Origin of the sequence: Thioclava sp. GXIMD2076 (assembly GCF_037949795.1) — a bacterium.
GTDB lineage: Bacteria > Pseudomonadota > Alphaproteobacteria > Rhodobacterales > Rhodobacteraceae > Thioclava > Thioclava kandeliae.
This window is the reverse complement of the sequence record NZ_CP149934.1, coordinates 517,944-536,321: the sequence shown is the minus strand read 5'-3', so window position 1 is coordinate 536,321 and position 18,378 is coordinate 517,944. Positions and strand designations below refer to the sequence as shown.

The window sequence follows — 18,378 nt, the reverse complement described above, 5'->3', positions numbered from 1 at the left end:
AGGTCATGAAGTTTTCAGGGTTCAGGGTGCTGAAAGAGGCGCTGACGGGGCATAAGGGATGGGGGCCTTTGTGGCGCGATCCCGAGCCCAAACCGGCCTATGATGTGATCATCGTCGGCGGCGGTGGTCATGGTCTCTCGACGGCCTTTTATCTCTCGAAAAACTTCGGCCATCTGAAGATCGCGGTTTTGGAAAAGGGCTGGCTCGGCTCGGGCAATATCGGGAGGAACACCACGATTATCCGCTCGAACTACCTCTTGCCCGGAAACCAGCCCTTCTACGAGCTGTCGATGAAGCTGTGGGAAAACCTCGAGCAGGAGACCAATTTCAACTCGATGGTCAGCCAGCGCGGGATCTACAACCTGTTCCATAGCGACGGACAGCGTGATGCCTATCGTCGGCGCGGCAATGCGATGATGCTCTCGGAGGCTGGCGCGAAACTGGTGGATGCGGCCGATCTGCGGGGCATGCTCCCCTATCTCAATTTCGACAATGCCCGCTTCCCGATCAAAGGGGCGCTGATCCAGCCCCGCGCGGGCACGGCGCGCCATGATGGCGTGGTCTGGGGCTATGCGCGCGGCGCCGACCAGCGCGGCGTCGATATCATCCAGAATTGCGAGGTTACCGGTTTCCGTATCAATAATGGCCGTGTCGAGGGGGTCGAGACCTCGCGCGGATTTATCGGGGCGAAGAAGGTCGGTGTGGCGGTGGCAGGATCCACGAGCCGTGTTATGGAAAAGGCGGGGATGCGCCTGCCGATCGAGAGCCATGTGCTGCAGGCCTTTGTATCCGAAGGGCTGAAACCGCTGATCGACAATGTGATCACCTTTGGCGCGGGGCATTTCTATATCAGCCAGTCCGATAAGGGCGGGCTGGTCTTTGGCGGCGATATCGACGGCTATAATTCCTATGCGCAGCGCGGTAATCTTCCGGTGGTCGAGGATGTGCTCGAAGGCGGCATGGCCTTGATGCCGATGATCGGGCGCGCGCGGCTGTTGCGCAATTGGGGCGGCATCATGGATATGTCGATGGATGGCTCGCCCATCATCGACGAGACGCCGGTCTCGGGGCTCTACCTGAATGCGGGCTGGTGCTATGGCGGGTTCAAGGCGACGCCGGCCTCGGGCTTCTGCTTTGCCCATCTTCTGGCCACGGGGCAAAGCCACGAGGTCACCGCGAAGATGCGGCTTGATCGTTTCGCGCGTGGCTATGTCATTGATGAAAAGGGCGTTGGTGCCCAACCGAACCTGCACTGAGGCCCAGATCATGCTGATACCCCATCCTCTTCTTGGCCTGCGGGACGCGCAGGAGTTTGCTTATCTGGGCGATGTCTCCCTGATGGCGCGGCCTGCGCCTGATGCGGGCGAGGCGGCCTTTGCCGAGTATGTTTTCCTGCGCGACAATCCGGCAGGTGTGCATCGCGAGCTCTGGTATCACGAGCAGGGCGACCGCTCGTGGCTGATCGTCACCCGCAACACGCTGACCCACGAGATCTTGGGCGCCGAGCTTGCAATGAACGCGGAGGGCGCGAAATGAGCCGTTTGTCTGGCGGTCTGGTGGACCGTAACGTGCCTTTGAGCTTCCGTTTTGATGGGGTCGAGTATTCGGGGTTTCAGGGCGATACGCTGGCCTCGGCGCTTCTGGCCAATGGTGTGCAGCTTATGGGGCGCTCGTTCAAATATCACCGCCCGCGCGGTGTGGTGGCGGCAGGTTCGGAGGAACCCAATGCGCTGGTGACCCTGCGCACCGGCGCCTATGCCGAGCCCAATACCCGCGCCACCGTGGCAGAGCTTTATGATGGGCTGGAAGCGTCCTCGCAGAATTATGCAGGCGCGCTCGAGCGCGACTGGCTGGCGGTGAATGATCTCCTGTCGCCCTTCTTTGCGGCGGGGTTCTACTACAAGACCTTCATGTGGCCGCGCGCCTTCTGGGAGAAACTCTACGAGCCGATGATCCGCAAGGCGGCGGGGCTCGGGGCGCTGTCGGGCCTGCCCGACCCTGATGCCTATGATCGCGGATACCTGCATTGCGACCTCCTGATAGTCGGTGGTGGTGCAGCGGGCCTGATGGCGGCGCTGACCGCGGGCCGTGCGGGGGCCAAGGTCATTCTGGCCGATGAGGATTTCGCTTTGGGCGGGCGGCTTCTGGCCGAAAGCCATACGCTGGATGACGCGCCCGCGACCGATTGGGTGCGCGCCACCGAGGCCGAGTTGCGCGCGATGCCCAATGTGCGGGTGATGACGCGGATGACGGTGTTCGGCACCTATGATCACGGCGTTTACGGCGCGGTCGAACGCGTGTCGGACCATCTGGCGGAGGCGGGCGGGAAAGTCCGCCAGACGCTCTGGCGGATCACCGCGCGGCGCACCGTGCTGGCCGCAGGTGCTACCGAGCGGCATATTCCCTTTGCCGATAATGACCGTCCGGGCATCATGCTGGCGGGCGCGATGCGCGCCTATGCCAACCGTTGGGCGGTGGCGCCCGTGCGGCAGGCGGGCGACGGGATCGCGATCTTCACAAATAATGACGATGGTCACCGGACGGCGCTCGATCTTCTGGCCAGAGGTGCCAAGGTGGCGGGCGTGGTGGATGTGCGCACCGATGCCAAGGCTCTGGGTGACTATCGCCTTTATGCCGGATCGGTGGTGACGGGCAGCAAGGGGCGGCTCGGGCTCCAGAAGATCGAGATCCGCTCGGGGCATAAGGCCGAGTGGCTCGATTGCGGCGCTTTGGGCGTGTCGGGCGGCTGGAACCCCAATGTGCATCTGGCCTCGCATCATCGCGGGCGTCCGGTCTGGAACGAGGATCTGCTGGCCTTCGTGCCGGGTGAGGGCGGGCCTGCGGGGCTGATCCCCGCAGGGGCCTGCAATGGTGAGGGCTCGACCGCGCAGGCGATGGCGTCTGGCGCGCGGGCGGCGGCGCGCGCGCTCGGCGATCTCGGGATCGCGGCTTCTGTGCCCGATCTGCCCAAGGCCGAGGATATACCGCTGGAGCAGGCGGCCTTCTGGCATGTGCCGGGCAAAAAACGGGCCTGGGTCGATTTCCAGAATGATGTGACGGTGAAGGACATCGCGCTGGCCCATAAGGAGAATATGCGCCCCATCGAGCATCTCAAACGTTGGACGACGCTTGGCATGGCCACCGATCAGGGCAAGACGGCCAATGTCTCGGCGCTGGCGGTCATGGCCGAACTTACCGGCAAATCCATCCCGGAGACCGGCACCACCATCTTCCGCCCGCCCTATACCGGCGTGTCTCTGGGGGTGCTCGGCGGAGGCGATAGTGGCGCGCATTTCCGCCCGACGCGGCTGACGCCCACCCATGAATGGGCGAGAGCGCAGGGGGCCGAATTTGTCGAGGTCGGGCAATGGATGCGCGCGCAATATTTCCCGCAAGGCGCGGAGACAAACTGGCGCGAGAGTGTGGACCGTGAAGTGCTGGCCGTGCGTGCGGGCGTTGGGCTATGCGACGTGACCACGCTCGGCAAAGTCGATGTGCAGGGTGCGGACGCGGGCGAGTTTTTGAACCGGATCTATGCCAATATGATGGGCACGCTGCCGGTGGGCCGTGTGCGATACGGGATCATGTTGCGCGAGGATGGCCATATCTATGATGACGGCACCTGCGCGCGGCTGGCCGAGGATCACTATGTGGTCACCACCACCACCGCCAATGCGGGGCTGTGCTACCGGCAGATGGAATTCGCGCGGCAATGTCTGTGGCCCGATCTGGATGTGCAACTGATCTCCACCACCGAGGCTTGGGCGCAGATTGCCGTGGCGGGGCCGAAATCGCGTGAGCTTCTGTCGCGGATTGTTGACGGGTTCGATCTGTCGAACGAGGCGTTTCCCTTCATGGCCTGTGCTGGACTTACCATCTGCGGCGGGCTACGGGCGCGGCTCTTCCGGATCTCCTTCTCGGGCGAGCTGGCCTATGAGATCGCGGTGCCTGCGCGTTACGGCAATGCGCTGATGGACCGGCTGATGGCGCAGGGCGCCGATCTGGGTGTGACGCCTTACGGGACAGAAACACTGGCTGTGCTGCGGATCGAGAAGGGTCATGCCGCGGGAGCGGAACTGAATGGTCAGACTACCGCGCAGATGCTGGGTCTGGGCAGGATGGTCTCTGCCAAGAAGGATTCCATCGGGGCGATCATGTCGCGCCGCGAGGGGCTGGCGGCCGACAAGCGCCGTCTTGTGGGGCTGCAACCGCTGGATCCGGCAGAACGGATCATGGCGGGGTCGCATCTGTTCACCCGTGGGGACCGGCGCGCGATGGACACCGATCAGGGCTGGGTGACCTCGGCCTGTTATTCGCCGCATGTCGGAAGCCATATCGCGCTTGGTTTTGTGGAACATGGCGAGACGCGGATGGGGGAGGTGATTGTCGCCTATAATCCGCTGGAAAATTCGGGCTGTGATTGCCGGATTGTGCCTGCCCATTTTGTTGACCCAGAGGGGGAGCGTCTCCGTGACTAAGCCCGTGACTGATCTGATTGCGCTCACCGCTTTGGGTGAAACCGCGCCCAAGGTTGAAACCTTCGGGTCCATGACCCTGACCGAACGTCCAGATATCGCGCTGGCCTCGCTGGCCATGCGGCGCGGGCAGAGCCTGAGCGAGCTGGCAGGGATGGTCCTGCCCGCACCCGGTGCGCTCGCGCAGGGCGCAGGTCTGACCGCCTTCTGGGCGGGGCAGGGACAGTGGATGATCGAAGGGCCATCCCGCGCGCATGAGGATTTCGCCGCATGGGTCAAAACGCAGGCCGAGGGCGCCTCGGTGACCGAGCAGACCGATGGCTGGGTGGCGTTTGACGTAACAGGCGAGGATGTCGAGGCGCTCCTCGAGCGGCTGGTGAACCTGCCTGACGCGGCCAAGGCCACCGGCATGGCAACCCGCACCGGCCTGCACCATATGTCGGTCTTTCTGTTGCGGCTTGCGCCCGATCACTGCCGGATCTGGGGTATGCGCTCCTATGCCGGCAGTCTCTGGCATACGCTTAATGAGGCCGCTGCGCGCCTTGGCTGATGTTTTAGGGTAGTGTCCCTGCCTCTTCTCTTCCTGCGGCCGATCGGTCATATCTGATCGGGCGAAAGATTTCTGGATATAGTCATGACCAAATATTGCCTGACCGTCACCTGCCCCACCAAGCGCGGGATTGTCGCTGCCATTTCCGGTTTTCTGGCCGATAAAGGGTGTAATATCACCGATAGCGCCCAGTTCGACGATCTGGAGACGGGCAATTTCTTCATGCGGGTGAGCTTTGCCTCGGAGACCGGCAATGATGCCGACAGCCTGCGCGCCGAGTTCGCCCCCGTGGCCTCCGGCTTCGACATGAATTTCGCTTTCCATGACGAGGCGGCCAAGATGAAGGTCGTCATCATGGTCTCGCGCTTCGGGCATTGCCTGAACGATCTGCTCTATCGCGCCCGTATCGGGGCGCTGCCGGTAGAGATCGTGGCCGTGATCTCGAACCATATGGATTACCAGAAGGTCGTGGTGAACCACGATATTCCCTTCCATTGCATCAAGGTGACCAAAGAAAACAAGCCCGAGGCCGAGGCCCGCATCATGCAGGTGGTCGAGGAGGCAGGCGCCGAGCTGATCGTTCTGGCACGCTACATGCAGATCCTCTCGGACGAGATGTGCCAGAAGATGTCGGGGCGGATCATCAATATCCACCATTCCTTCCTGCCGTCGTTCAAGGGCGCGAACCCCTATAAGCAGGCCTTTGCCCGCGGGGTGAAGCTGATCGGGGCGACCTCGCATTATGTGACCGCCGATCTCGATGAGGGCCCGATCATCGAGCAGGACACGGTGCGCGTGACCCATGCGCAATCGCCCGAGGATTATGTCTCGCTGGGGCGCGATGTGGAAAGCGCGGTTCTGGCGCGGGCGATCCATGCCCATGCCCATCGTCGGGTCTTTATCAACGGCTCGAAAACGGTGGTCTTCCCCGCCTCTCCGGGCTCGTTCTCCTCCGAGCGTATGGGCTGAGCGGTAAGAGCTTCCTCCTAGATATAGTGGTGTGCATCTTCCATGGCCGTCCCCCGGGGCGGCCATCGGGCATTTGAGGCGTGATGTTGACGTAGGGGACAGGCGAGCGGATCCGTGCTAGGCTCGTGCTCTGGGCGACCGGTCCTGTGGACGAATCCGCGCCCGCGATTCGAGTTGCAGAACCCCCGTCTTTCGTCCAGCCCAACAATTATTTTTTTCGGTCTTTGCTTCCGGCGGTCTTCTTTGTAGCCAGAGCTCCAACGATTCAGGCGGTTGCGCGCTGTCGGGGATGCGGGGTCTTCCGCCCCTAGGGAAGCGCGGGGAATGGCTAAAAACCTCTGGACTTCAGACGCAATTCAGCTACTATATATAGCGCATCAGATGGAACCGGATACCATATCCGCTCCGTGTAGAGGTCCGGAAGTTGAGCCGGACCCTCCGTAGGGTAAGTTGCTTTTCAGGTCCTGGGGGACTGTTGTGGCACTAGACGGAGAATAGAGCGGGCCTTATGGGCGCCTCCTGCGGATCTGATGAGTGATAATGTCCACGGGCGGTATGTCCGGGGGGAGTTTGGCAGAAATGCGATCCACCTTCCGAATGTCCGCCCCTTTGCTTCGGGGTCGAGAGCCTATGTCTATTACGGTTTATTCCAAACCTGCCTGCGTCCAATGCACTGCCACCATTCGCGCGCTCAATGCCCGCGGGATCGAGCATGATGTGATCGACCTGACGCTGGATGCGGATGCGATGGAAAAAGTGACCGGCCTTGGCTACCGTCAGGCCCCAGTTGTGGTGACCGACGCTGATCATTGGGCAGGTTTCCGTCCGGATCGTATCGCGACCCTCGTCGCCTGATCGCAAGCCGATGACCGGACTGGCCTATTTTTCCTCGGCCACCGGAAACACGCATCGCTTCGTCACCCGGCTCGGTCTGCCTGCTATACGCATCGGGGGCACCGAAGATCGCTCGGCCAGTTTGGCCGAGCTGCCTTTTGTGCTGATATGCCCGTCTTATAGCGATGGCGAGGGCCGGGGAGCGGTTCCGAAACCCGTGATCCATGCTTTGAACAACCCCGAGATACGCAAGAATATCAGGGGTGTGATCGGCACTGGAAACACCAATTTCGGGATCTACTATGGCTATGCGGGCAAAGTGATCGCCGAGAAATGCAAGATCCCGCTGCTCTACCGGTTCGAGTTGAGCGGCACCGACCTAGATATTGCCCGCGTCAGAGACGGGCTCGAGAAATTCTGGAGAGCACAATGCTTGACAAAGCAGACGCCGTAAAAGGGCTCGATCACCACGCGCTGAACGCGCTGTTGAACCTTTACGATGCGGATGGGAAAATCCGTTTCGAGGCAGACCGTCAGGCCGCGCGCGCCTATTTCCTCAACCATGTGAACCAGAACACCGTGTTCTTCCATTCGCTGGACGAGAAGCTCGATTACCTCGTTGACGAGGGCTATTACGATGCCGCCGTGCTGGAGCTTTATGATCGCGACTTCTGCCGCCAGATCTGGGATGCCGCCTATAAGAAGAAGTTCCGCTTCCCGACCTTCCTTGGCGCATTCAAATATTACACCGCCTATACGCTGAAGACCCGCGACGGCCAGCGCTACCTCGAGCGTTACGAGGACCGTGTGGTGATGGTCGCGCTAGCGCTGGCGCGCGGTGACCGCAAGATGGCGCTGTCGCTGACCGAAGAGATGCTGGCGGGCCGCTTCCAGCCGGCAACGCCGACCTTCCTCAACGCGGGCAAGAAGAGCCGCGGCGAGCTGGTGTCCTGCTTCCTGCTGCGCCTCGAAGACAACATGGAATCGATCGGCCGCTCGATCAATTCGGCGCTGCAGCTGTCGAAGCGCGGCGGTGGTGTGGCCTTGATGCTCACCAACCTGCGCGAAGCGGGCGCGCCGATCAAGGGCATCGAGAACCAGTCCTCGGGCGTCATTCCGGTGATGAAACTGCTCGAAGACAGCTTCTCCTATGCCAATCAGTTGGGCGCGCGTCAGGGGGCAGGGGCCGTTTACCTCAACGCCCACCACCCGGACATCCTGAAATTCCTCGACACCAAGCGCGAGAATGCCGACGAGAAGATCCGCATCAAGACGCTGTCGCTGGGTGTGGTGATCCCCGATATCACCTTCGAACTGGCAAAGCGCGATGCCGAGATGTATCTCTTCTCGCCGCATGACATCCAGAAAGTCTATGGCTGCGCCTTCTCCGAGATCTCGGTCACCGAGAAATATGACGAGCTGGTGGCCGATGCCCGTATCCGCAAGACCAAGATGCGTGCACGCCGCTTCTTCGAGATCCTCGCCGAGATCCAGTTCGAATCCGGCTACCCCTATCTGATGTTCGAAGACACGGTGAACCGCGCCAACCCGATCGACGGGCGCATCACCATGTCGAACCTCTGCTCCGAGATCCTGCAGGTGGCCGAGCCCTCGACCTTCCACGAGGATCTGAGCTACGACCATATGGGCACGGATATCTCGTGCAACCTCGGCTCGCTCAACATCGCGCGCGCGATGGATGGCGGCGATCTGGGCGCGACCGTCGAGGCCGCGATCCGCGCGCTGACGGCTGTGTCGGAAATGTCGGCGATTGATGCTGTGCCCTCGATCCGCAAGGGTAATGACCAGAGCCACGCGATTGGTCTGGGCCAGATGAACCTGCACGGGTTCCTTGCGCGCGAGCGCATTCATTACGGCTCGGAAGAGGGGATCGATTTCACCTCGGCCTATTTCGCGGCTGTGGCCTATCACGCACTGCGGGCCTCGAACCTGATCGCCCGCGAGAAGGGCGAGAGCTTCGTGAATTTCGAGAAGTCGGATTATGCCAATGGCAGCTTCTTCGAGAAATATGTGACCCGCGACTGGCTGCCGGAAACCGAGACCGTCACGGCGCTCTTCGAGAAATTCGGCATCACCCTGCCGACCCGCGCCGATTGGGCCAAGCTGCGTGAGGCGGTGATGGCACATGGGCTCTATAACCGTAACCTGCAGGCCGTGCCGCCGACCGGTTCGATCAGCTATATCAACAATGCGACCGCCTCGATCCACCCGATCACCGCGCGCATCGAGATCCGCAAAGAAGGCAAGATCGGCCGCGTCTACTATCCGGCGCCCTATATGTCGAATGACAACCTTGAATATTACAAGGATGCCTACGAGATCGGTCCCGAAAAGCTGATCGACACCTATGCGGCGGCCACCGAGCATGTCGATCAGGGGCTGTCGCTCACGCTGTTCTTCCCCGATAGTGCGACGACCCGCGATATCAACCGTGCACAGATCCGTGCATGGAAATCTGGGATCAAGACCATCTACTACATCCGGCTCCGCCAAGCCGTGCTCGAAGGCACGGAAGTGCAGGGCTGCGTCTCCTGCAGCCTGTAACTGTCGGGAAAGGAAAGAGTTTCATGCTTGACCAAATGAAAAAAGCTCCGCTCAAGGCGGTGAACTGGAACCGGCTTCAGGATGATAAGGATCTTGAGGTCTGGAACCGTCTGACGTCGAATTTCTGGCTGCCGGAAAAGGTGCCGCTGTCCAATGACGTGCCCTCCTGGGCCAATCTGACGCAACATGAGCGCCAGCTGACAATCCGTGTGTTCACGGGTCTGACGCTTCTGGATACCGTCCAGAACACCGTCGGTGCGCCGACGCTGATGGAAGATGCGGTCACGCCCCATGAAGAGGCGGTTCTGTCGAATATCGCCTTCATGGAAGCCGTACATGCGCGGAGCTATTCCTCGATCTTCTCGACGCTCTGCATGACGGCCGAGGTGGATGAGGCCTTCCGCTGGGCTGAGGAAAACCCGCATCTGCAGCGCAAGGCCAATCTGATTCTCAAGGAATACCGAGCCGAGGATCCGCTGCGCAAGAAGGTGGCCTCGGTCTTCCTCGAGAGCTTCCTGTTCTATTCGGGCTTCTATCTGCCGATGTGGTGGTCGAGCCGCGCCAAGCTGACCAACACCGCCGATATGATCCGCCTGATCATCCGCGACGAGGCGGTGCATGGTTATTACATCGGCTACAAGTTCCAGCGCGCTCTGGAGAAGGTCTCCGAAGAGGAACGTGCGGCCGTCAAGGATTTCGCCTTCGCGCTGATGTTCGACCTCTACGAGGTGGAAACGCAGTATACGGCGGAGCTTTATGACGATATCGGCCTGACCGAGGATGTCCGCCACTTCCTGCATTACAACGCCAATAAGGCGCTGATGAATCTGGGATACGAGCCGCTCTTCCCGCCGGAAGCCTGTGAGGTGAACCCCGCGATCATGGCGGCCCTCTCGCCCGATAGCGAGAACCACGACTTCTTCTCGGGCTCCGGTTCAAGCTATGTCATCGGCAAGGCCGTGGCCACCGAAGACGAAGACTGGGATTTCTGATCCTCGCGCCTCGCTCCACCAGAGCGGGGCGTTTTTATAGACCCCGCGTAAAACAAAGCCCCTGACGACCTGTCGGGGGCTGATGCGTTTGAAGGTAGGGGAGGGGTGATCCCGACCAGGGCCCGAGCCAGAGGCGCAATCGCCATATGCCGGGGCCGGTCGTATCATCTGCCCGATCCGGAGGCCGGATCGTGGCGATCAGATCGCGCCGAAGCGCTGGAATTGACGGTATTTTGCCGTCGCCGCATAAGCATAGGAACGGATCCGGTCCGCCATTCCCTTACGGGTAGATACGGGGGCCACGAAGGTATCCGCCAAGGTCCAGTCATGACCGGCTGCGGCGTTTTCGGGTTTGATCCGCACATAATACTGGCCGTTTTCGACGGTCAGGTGGAAAGGTTGGCCATCAAGCTCGCCTGTGGCGTGATGGTTCGTCAGTTCAGTCAGTTTAAGTCCCATTCGGTTATCCTTTATTCTTGTGAGACACGGGGCATTGTGTCAGTCAGGTGCGCCCCTGGGTTGCGTTCATCATGTGAACTTCACGGAGTATGCGCTGGGAATCTTTCCAACTCGGAAACAGATCCATGACATTTCCATGAAATTTCCAGCCCGATCGGCACAGGGCCGACCTGCATATCAGGCAAAAACCGGATATGCGGCACCACCTACAGGAGCAGCTGTAGCGTGGTAGGTCACTTCTGACCGGAAATCGTAACGCCGTTCGGTGGGCGTGATCGGGGATATCCCCGATGGATCGAGAGCAGCCATAGGCTTCCCACGATCCTCTCTAGCATCTGGTATTTTTGATCCTTAAGTCAAGATTTATCTCCGAAATATTCACCATTATCCTGCTCACGGCAAAATTTTGAAAAATCCCGAAACCCAAGCGGAGGCAGACGCGTTGACCGGGTATACCCGCGGGTCGCGGGAAGTTTTCTTATATTATAAGAGGTTGTAGCATGACAGATGATGTGTTTCTGGGGCTTGAACATGTGGCGCTGACCGTTCCCGATATTACCGAAGCCGAGGTGTTTTTCGAGAAGGCCTTTGGCGCGACAATCCTGTTCCGTGCCAAAACCAAAGACGAGGATCCGATTACCGGTCCTGAAATGAACCCGATCAACGATCTGGCGATGGAAAGTGCCGTGAAGGCGATCACCATGATTCGGATTGGATCCGGTCCGAATATCGAGCTGTTCGAGGTAGAGAATACCGGCCGTAAGGACCAGCCTCGCTTCGAGGATCAGGGCTATCATCATATCTGCATCTATTGCCGTGACATGCAGGAGGCGATTGCCAAATTGAAGGCCGCTGGTGCCGAGATCCTGAAAGGCCCGATTGACGGGGGAGGGCCGGAAGAGGGGCCCGGAAACCAGTCCCAATTCTGCAAAACGCCTTGGGGATTGATCATCGAGTTCAATCACATGCCGTCGCCGATGCACTACGCGAAAGAAGCGACGCAGACCCGCTATTTCCCGGACTAAAAAAGAAAGATATCAATGCTCCCTTTCCAATCACAGGAAAGGGAGCATGTCGTGATTTCTTAAGGCAAACGTCACAAAACCTTTTCATTGGCTCATTAACTCCTCGCTCATCAAGTGAAACGAGGAACGCCAAAATGACGAAGCTGCCTCCGCATAAGATGCCCGCCGATGAGTGGGATGAGCTGCATTTTCCCCGCCCCGAAGAGAACGAATTCGACCGTGTGGTCGAGCGCGCCATCTCGCGCCGTGGCTTCCTGAGTGGCCTCGTGGCCTTCGGTTCCGGCGCGGTTGCAATGGGCACCGGCCTTCTGAACTCGACCTCGGCGCAGGCCCAGGCCGCCTCGCGTTTCCCCTTCACCCCGATCGACGCACAGACCGATATGACGGTGCATGTGCCCGAGGGCTGGAACTGGAAAACCATGGTCAGCTGGGGCGACCCGCTCTTCGATAATGTGGCCGATTTCGATGCCACCAACGGTGTGACCGCGGCGGATTCGGACAAGGTCTTCGGCGAGAATACCGACGGGATGGAGACGTTCCAGATCGGATCGCACGAGATCATCGCGATCAACAATGAATATGTGAATTCCGAGATCAACCTCCCCCATACCCCCGATGGCGTTCCGCAATCGGCCGAGGATGTGCGCACGCTCCAGAACTTCCAGGGCGTGACGGTGATGGAGATCGCCGAGGGCGAGAACGGCTATGCACCGGTGAAGAACTCGCGCTTTAACCGCCGCCTGCACCATAATGCGGAGATGGCGATCTCGGGTCCGGCCGCAGGCCATGCGCTGATGCAGACCGCGGCAGACAGCACCGGCACCAAGGTATTGGGCACGATGGGCAATTGCGGCGCGGGCAAGACGCCGTGGGGCACCTATCTGACCTGCGAGGAAAACTTCAACGGCTATTTCGGCGGCATGGCGACCGGTATCTCCGATACGGTCAAGGCGGGGTATGACCGCTATGGTCTGGGCGACGAGAGCCAGTATGGCTACGAGAAATTCGATCCGCGCTTTGATCTGGGCCAGAACCCCAACGAGCCGCACCGCTTCGGCTGGGTGGTCGAGATCGACCCGACCAACCCCGAGAGTACGCCGGTCAAACGCACCGCTCTGGGCCGTTTCAAACACGAGAATGCCGAAGTCACGCTGGCGCCCGACGGGCGTGTGGTGGTCTATCTGGGCGATGACGAGCGCGGCGAGTTCCTCTACCGCTATGTCTCGACCTACCCCTATGTCGCGGGTCAGCCGACGGACGGTCTTCTGGATGACGGCATCCTTTATGTGGCCAAGTTCCACGATGACCAGACCGGCGAGTGGCTCGCCATGACCCCCGAGACCACCGGCATGGAGATGGCAGAGATGCTGATCTTCGCCCGTCAGGCGGCCTCGAAACTGGGCGCGACCACGATGGACCGCCCCGAATGGATTGCCGTAAACCCCTATGCGGTCGAGGCCTATTGCTGCCTGACCAATAACAAGAACCGCGGCGTGAAGCCGAATGCCGGTGGCGATGACACCGCCGTCAACGGTCCGAACCCGCGCAATGCCAATAATTACGGCCAGATCGTGCGCTGGTATCCGAGCGACGACAACCATGCCGGAGAGACGTTCAAATGGGATCTCTTCGTGATGGCGGGCAATCCGGAGGTGCATTCGGATGCCTATGCAGGCTCGAAGAATGTCACCGGCGGCAATATGTTCAACTCGCCCGATGGCATGACCTTCGATAGCGCGGGCCTGTTGTGGATCCAGACCGATGGCGAGGATAGCAACGAGGGCGATTATGCCGGTATGGGCAATAACCAGCAGCTCGCGGGCGACCCGACCACCGGCGAGATCGCGCGCTTCCTGACCGGCCCTAATGGCTGCGAGATCACCGGCCTTTGCTGGTCGGCGGACCGCCGCACCATGTTCGTGGGCATCCAGCACCCGGGCGGGAGCTGGCCTGCCGAGAGCGGTCTGCCGCGCTCGAGCGTAATCGCGGTGAAACGCGATGACGGTCAGCTGGTCGGCTGAGCCACCCGCTCAATACCGAACCCTCCGGCCTGCGCCGGAGGGTTTTTCCATGGCCGATCAGGCCGCCAGAACGGGGCGCAGCGCAAGTGCGGGGGCACCGCCAATGATATCGAGCAGGCGGTCGATATTGGGGTGCGAGCCGCGATGGGATTTCGCCTCCTCGCCATGTTCGGCAAACACAGCCACCGCATGTGCCGCCGCCTTGGCATCCAGCGCCTCGAAGGTGCCTGCGATATAGTTGTAGACGGCCAGAGAGCCTTTCCGGCCCGCTTCGTTCTCGATCGTGTCCACCACCGTGCCGGTAGCATCGAGCAGCTCGATCCGTGCGAGTGCGTCGATCGGCGGCAGCTGTTGCAGATTGTCTTTGAAGGAGGCGCTTGGCTGGATCATGGGGTCATCCTTTCGGGTTGGTTTGCGCGGGCTTAGCAGGTTGGCGCGCGCGCGCCTAGAGACCCGAAAGCAAGATCACACCCGCCACCAGAATAGCGCAGCCCGCAAGCCGCCCCGCGCCCACCGGCTCCTTCAGGAGCACCATGCCCAGAAGTGCGCCCACCATCATCGAGCTTTCGCGCAACGGCGCCACATGGCTGAGCGGCGCGCCCTGCGAGATGGCGGTCAGCACCAGAATATAGGCCAGCGGAGAAAATAGCCCGATCAGGGCGGCGCGCCCCCAATGCCCCTGCATCCTCGCCCGCATATGGTCTGGGTGGCGCAGCACGGCCGGTGCCAGAAGCCCCACCCGCATCAGGTTACACACCCAGTCGAGCATCACGGGCGCAATGCCCAATAGCTTCACGGCAGAGGCATCGGTCACGGTATAACAGGCGATCAGACTTCCGGTCGCCAGCCCCCAGAGGAGACCGGTCTTGCCGCCGGGTCTCGTGAAGACCGCGAGACGGCCTTGGGTGGCGATCAGGAAGATCCCCGCGACCACACAGAGCATTCCCGCGACCCCTCCTGCCGTAGGTTGCTCCCCTAGCAGCAAGAACGCCCCGAGCACCGACAGGAGCGGGCCTGTGCCGCGCGCCACCGGATAGACGACCGAGAGATCGGCCTTCGCATAGCCCTGTTGCAGGCAGAGATTATAGCCCAGATGGATAACGCCGCTTGCGACCATCACTGCAAGCCCCAAGGCGCTCCATGTGAAGGTGCCATCGGCCATGACCCAGAACACCCATGGCGCATAGAAAAGGCAGGCAAAGCCCGAGTAGACAAACACGAAAACCGGCCCGACTTTGGCGCTTCGTTTGGCAATCAGGTTCCAGCTGGCATGGAGGATGGCGGCGCAAAGCACCATCAGGACGGAAGATACAGTCATAGAGACCCCCTTTGAGCGCCCCGGAACGGGACGTTGGTTGATCTCGACGTCTCCTCCTCTGGGATTTTCCCCCTCGGGTGCAGCCACGGAAGGAAGCCCGTGGTCTCTGCAACGCTCGGTCGCTGGCAGCGCGATACGCCCGGAACCCTAGTTGCCACTCTGTCGATCGCGCCGAGGCTATCGCGGTTACATTTGGGTGACAAGAGGGGGCTTGCGTCCTTGGTTGGAGTGTGATTGTTATAGCATAACATAACTGGATATGGCATAAAAGGAATGACCCATCATGTCAGTCGAAGACAGCCGTTTGCCGGTCACCGTGCTCTCGGGATTTCTGGGGGCCGGAAAAACCACCTTGCTGAATTCCATCCTCAATAATCGCGAGGGCCGCCGCGTTGCGGTGATCGTCAATGATATGTCCGAGGTGAATATCGATGCCGATCTCGTCCGTTCGGGCGGGGCCGAGCTGAGCCATGCCGAGGAAAAACTGGTCGAGATGACCAATGGCTGCATCTGCTGCACCCTGCGCGACGATCTTCTGGCCGAGGTGCGCCGTCTGGCGGCCGAGAAGCGCTTCGATTATCTGCTCATCGAGGGCACGGGCATTGCCGAGCCGCTTCCGGTGGCCGCGACCTTCGAGTTCCGCGACGAGGACGGGCAGAGCCTCTCGGATGTCGCGCGACTCGATACGATGGTGACGGTGGTCGATACCGCAAACCTGCTCAATGATTATTCGAGCCATGATTTCATTGCCGATCGCGGCGAGAGCATGGGGGAGGGCGATGAGCGCCGGATCGTCGATCTGCTTGTTGACCAGATCGAATTTGCCGATGTCGTGGTGCTCAACAAGGTCAGCGATGCAGGGCCTTCCAAGGTCGATGCGGCCCGCAAGATCGTCACATCGCTCAATCCCGATGCACAGATCATCGAGACCGACCATTCCAAGGTCGCGCCCGGGCGGATTCTCGATACCGGCCTTTTCGATTTCGACACCGCGCATGAGCATCCGCTCTGGGCCAAGGAGCTTTATGGTTTTGCCGATCATGTGCCGGAAACCGAGGAATATGGCGTGTCGTCCTTCGTCTATCGCGCGCGCCTGCCTTTCCATCCGCAGCGTATTCACGATGTGCTGAACGGGCCGCTGCGCGGGGTGATCCGCGCCAAGGGCCATTTCTGGCTGGCGACCCGTCCCGACTGGCTGGCGGAGTTCTCGCTGGCAGGGGCGCTGTCGGCGGTGAAGCCGATGGGGATCTGGTGGGCCTCGGTGCCGCAGGCGCGCTGGCCGGACCATCCGTCGGCACGCAGCTATCTGGAGCAGCACTGGCAGGAACCCTATGGCGACCGGCGTCAGGAGCTGGTGTTTATCGGGGCGGGGCTGGACGAGGAGGGGATCACCCGCGCACTCGATAGCGCCCTGATCGATCCCGAAGAGATCCCGCCGCACAGCTGGGCGGATCTGCCCGATCCCTTCCCGCGCTGGCGTCAGCCTGAAGCGGCCTGAGCCCCCCGGATTTCCGCGCCGCCCCTGCCCGTGACGACGGGCGGTGCGGATCTGGAACGCCTCCGTCCCTTCCCGAGGCGGGGGCGTTCTGCTGGTGTCAGGGGTCAGATCGCGATGGCCAGAATGATCGCGCCGAGCGCCATCTCGAAGAACCGCCCCGCGATGCCGAGCCACGGTCGGTCGGGCCTGCGGGCAAATCGGTTGCCCATATGGCCTGCCGCCAGCGCGATGGCCAGTGTCACGACGGCTGTGCCCACCCCCATCGCCAGAACCGCCCAGGCGCCCGTCCATGGGGCACCAATCAGCCATGCCAGCAGCATGACGAACAGCCCGCCCGTGCAGGGCCGGAACGCGACCGACCCGATCAGCAGAAGGGCCTGGGGCAGGCTTGCGCGGGCCGATTTTTCGGGATCGGGTGCATGGGCATGGCTGCAACCGCAGCCTTCGTGATGATGGTGGTGTTGGGTGCGGGGTTTGCGCAGGCTCCGCCAGAGCCCCAGAAGAGCGCGCGCCATCAGATAGGCCCCGAGCGCCCCGATCAGGATATTGCCGAGCTGCGTCACCGGCCCTTCGGCGAGTTCGGTCAGTGCCTGTCGCCCGAGCCCCAGAACCGAGGCGCCGATCACCACGATCCCGATGGCGCAGAGCGATTGCGCAAGGCTTGCGGTCAGCGTGAGCCCCGCCACCCGCGCAAGCCGCGCCTTGGAGGCAAAGGCCCAGCTGCCCAGCACCATCTTGCCATGGCCGGGCCCTGCGGCATGGACCACACCGTAGAGGAAACTCAGCCAGATCAGGCTCGCGCGCGCCCCCGGATGATCGGCCTTGAGCGCGCGCATCGCCCGCGCCAATACGCTCTGGAAACTACGCTGTATGTCCAGAAGCGCGAAGTGCAGCCCCTGGAATACGCCCAACCCCCAAAGCGCCGCAAACCCGAGGATCACCGCACAGGCGGCCAGCATTACCCACCGCATGTAATCTCCACGGTCTGGGCGAAATACTGGCCGACATTGGGGAGCCCCGCCTGCTCGGGCGTCTGGTCGGCGGGCAGATTGGCGATGGCCGCGGCGGTCTTGGCCGAGATCTGGTGCGGCTTGGGCTGCACGATCTTGGCCTTGCAGTCGCTGCGGCCCTCGAAGGTGGGGGTCTTCGTTACCTCGTAATCGACGTAGAAATAGGGGTCGTAATTCTGCAGGACGATCCCTTTGGACGCATCGAGCGGGGTCTTTAGCTTGACCGTATGGATGGAGACCGCGCGCCCGTCATGCCATTCGGCGGCCCAATCGGTGGGGTCTTCCAGCGCCTGATCCTTGCCATCGGCATGGATGACCAGATCACCGCCGAAATCCGGTGGCCAATTGGCATCCCAGAGCCGGAAGGCCTCCAGCTCGTCGCCGGTGACATCACCATCGCCATTGGTGTCGTATTTGCCGTCCTCCACCATCAGCATGGTGAACATCTCGTCATAATCCCATGTCACCCGCACAGCCGTCAGGCGGCCCTGATCATCGAAGATCAGCTTGTGCGAGGCATCGACAAAGATATGCGGATGGGCCTCGGCCCATTGCGGCAGGGCCATCAGAAGGCCCAATGTGAGAAGGATCTTGCGCATGATCCCACCTAGCCGCGTGGATGGGGTTTTGGCAATGCCCGCCCGCTTGCGGGCGAACACAAA

General features: G+C 61.2%; 17 protein-coding genes. 12 read left to right on the top strand and 5 right to left on the bottom strand.

Translation table 11 applies throughout. The annotated features are described in order from the left end of the window. Positions 1–5 precede the first annotated feature (5 nt). The 9 genes from WDB91_RS19420 (at position 6) to nrdF (ending at position 10,385) form a co-directional block, all read left to right on the top strand. Entirely contained in the window at positions 6–1,256 is a 1,251-nt protein-coding gene (locus WDB91_RS19420) for a sarcosine oxidase subunit beta family protein (RefSeq protein WP_339115315.1), read from the top strand. 10 nt (positions 1,257–1,266) lie between these two features. Then, a complete protein-coding gene (locus tag WDB91_RS19415; protein ID WP_339115314.1) occupies positions 1,267–1,536 on the top strand; it encodes a sarcosine oxidase subunit delta in 270 nt (89 codons plus the stop codon). Next, positions 1,533–4,478: a sarcosine oxidase subunit alpha family protein gene (locus tag WDB91_RS19410; RefSeq protein WP_339115313.1), complete on the top strand. Its 2,946-nt coding sequence runs from the start codon at positions 1,533–1,535 to the stop codon at positions 4,476–4,478. The genes WDB91_RS19415 and WDB91_RS19410 overlap by 4 nt, the downstream gene beginning before the upstream one ends. Next, complete coding sequence (locus tag WDB91_RS19405; RefSeq protein WP_339115312.1) at positions 4,471–5,025, top strand: sarcosine oxidase subunit gamma; 555 nt, start codon at positions 4,471–4,473, stop codon at positions 5,023–5,025. Before WDB91_RS19410 ends, WDB91_RS19405 begins: the two co-directional genes overlap by 8 nt. An 84-nt stretch (positions 5,026–5,109) precedes the next feature. Further along, positions 5,110–5,994 carry a formyltetrahydrofolate deformylase gene (purU, locus tag WDB91_RS19400; protein ID WP_339115311.1) on the top strand — a complete coding sequence of 295 codons (885 nt, stop codon included), beginning with the start codon at positions 5,110–5,112 and terminating at the stop codon, positions 5,992–5,994. A 630-nt stretch (positions 5,995–6,624) separates the two neighbouring features. Continuing rightward, positions 6,625–6,849: a glutaredoxin-like protein NrdH gene (gene nrdH, locus WDB91_RS19395; RefSeq protein ID WP_339115310.1), complete on the top strand. Its 225-nt coding sequence runs from the start codon at positions 6,625–6,627 to the stop codon at positions 6,847–6,849. 10 nt (positions 6,850–6,859) lie between these two features. Next, positions 6,860–7,282, top strand: a complete 423-nt coding sequence (gene nrdI, locus WDB91_RS19390; protein WP_339115309.1) for a class Ib ribonucleoside-diphosphate reductase assembly flavoprotein NrdI — start codon at positions 6,860–6,862, stop codon at positions 7,280–7,282. Further along, a complete protein-coding gene (gene nrdE, locus WDB91_RS19385) occupies positions 7,258–9,393 on the top strand; it encodes a class 1b ribonucleoside-diphosphate reductase subunit alpha (RefSeq protein WP_339115308.1) in 2,136 nt (711 codons plus the stop codon). The genes nrdI and nrdE overlap by 25 nt, the downstream gene beginning before the upstream one ends. 23 nt (positions 9,394–9,416) lie before the next feature. Next, positions 9,417–10,385, top strand: a complete 969-nt coding sequence (gene nrdF / locus WDB91_RS19380; protein ID WP_339115307.1) for a class 1b ribonucleoside-diphosphate reductase subunit beta — start codon at positions 9,417–9,419, stop codon at positions 10,383–10,385. A gap of 198 nt (positions 10,386–10,583) precedes the next feature. Here the strand turns inward: nrdF and WDB91_RS19375 are convergent, their stop codons facing one another. After that, on the bottom strand, positions 10,584–10,844 hold the full coding sequence (locus WDB91_RS19375) for a hypothetical protein (protein ID WP_339115306.1): 261 nt from the start codon (positions 10,842–10,844) through the stop codon (positions 10,584–10,586). Positions 10,845–11,344: 500 nt separating this feature from the next. Between WDB91_RS19375 and WDB91_RS19370 the strand changes: the two genes are divergently transcribed. After that, complete coding sequence (locus WDB91_RS19370; protein WP_339115305.1) at positions 11,345–11,869, top strand: VOC family protein; 525 nt, start codon at positions 11,345–11,347, stop codon at positions 11,867–11,869. Positions 11,870–12,003: 134 nt separating this feature from the next. Next, positions 12,004–13,890, top strand: a complete 1,887-nt coding sequence (locus tag WDB91_RS19365) for a PhoX family phosphatase (RefSeq protein ID WP_339115304.1) — start codon at positions 12,004–12,006, stop codon at positions 13,888–13,890. A 57-nt stretch (positions 13,891–13,947) separates the two neighbouring features. Here the strand turns inward: WDB91_RS19365 and WDB91_RS19360 are convergent, their stop codons facing one another. Further along, positions 13,948–14,280, bottom strand: a complete 333-nt coding sequence (locus WDB91_RS19360; RefSeq protein ID WP_339115303.1) for a DUF2322 family protein — start codon at positions 14,278–14,280, stop codon at positions 13,948–13,950. Between the two features lie 55 nt (positions 14,281–14,335). Beyond that, on the bottom strand, positions 14,336–15,208 hold the full coding sequence (locus tag WDB91_RS19355; RefSeq protein ID WP_339115302.1) for a DMT family transporter: 873 nt from the start codon (positions 15,206–15,208) through the stop codon (positions 14,336–14,338). Between the two features lie 283 nt (positions 15,209–15,491). Between WDB91_RS19355 and WDB91_RS19350 the strand changes: the two genes are divergently transcribed. Next, complete coding sequence (locus WDB91_RS19350; RefSeq protein ID WP_339115301.1) at positions 15,492–16,706, top strand: GTP-binding protein; 1,215 nt, start codon at positions 15,492–15,494, stop codon at positions 16,704–16,706. A 104-nt stretch (positions 16,707–16,810) separates the two neighbouring features. Here the strand turns inward: WDB91_RS19350 and WDB91_RS19345 are convergent, their stop codons facing one another. Together WDB91_RS19345 and WDB91_RS19340 are read right to left on the bottom strand one after the other, a co-directional pair. Then, positions 16,811–17,677, bottom strand: a complete 867-nt coding sequence (locus WDB91_RS19345; RefSeq protein ID WP_339115300.1) for a sulfite exporter TauE/SafE family protein — start codon at positions 17,675–17,677, stop codon at positions 16,811–16,813. Next, the gene (locus WDB91_RS19340; protein ID WP_339115299.1) at positions 17,665–18,315 is read right to left on the bottom strand and encodes a DUF1007 family protein; all 651 of its coding nucleotides are present in this window, start codon (positions 18,313–18,315) and stop codon (positions 17,665–17,667) included. Before WDB91_RS19340 ends, WDB91_RS19345 begins: the two co-directional genes overlap by 13 nt. Between the last annotated feature and the right edge of the window lie 63 nt (positions 18,316–18,378).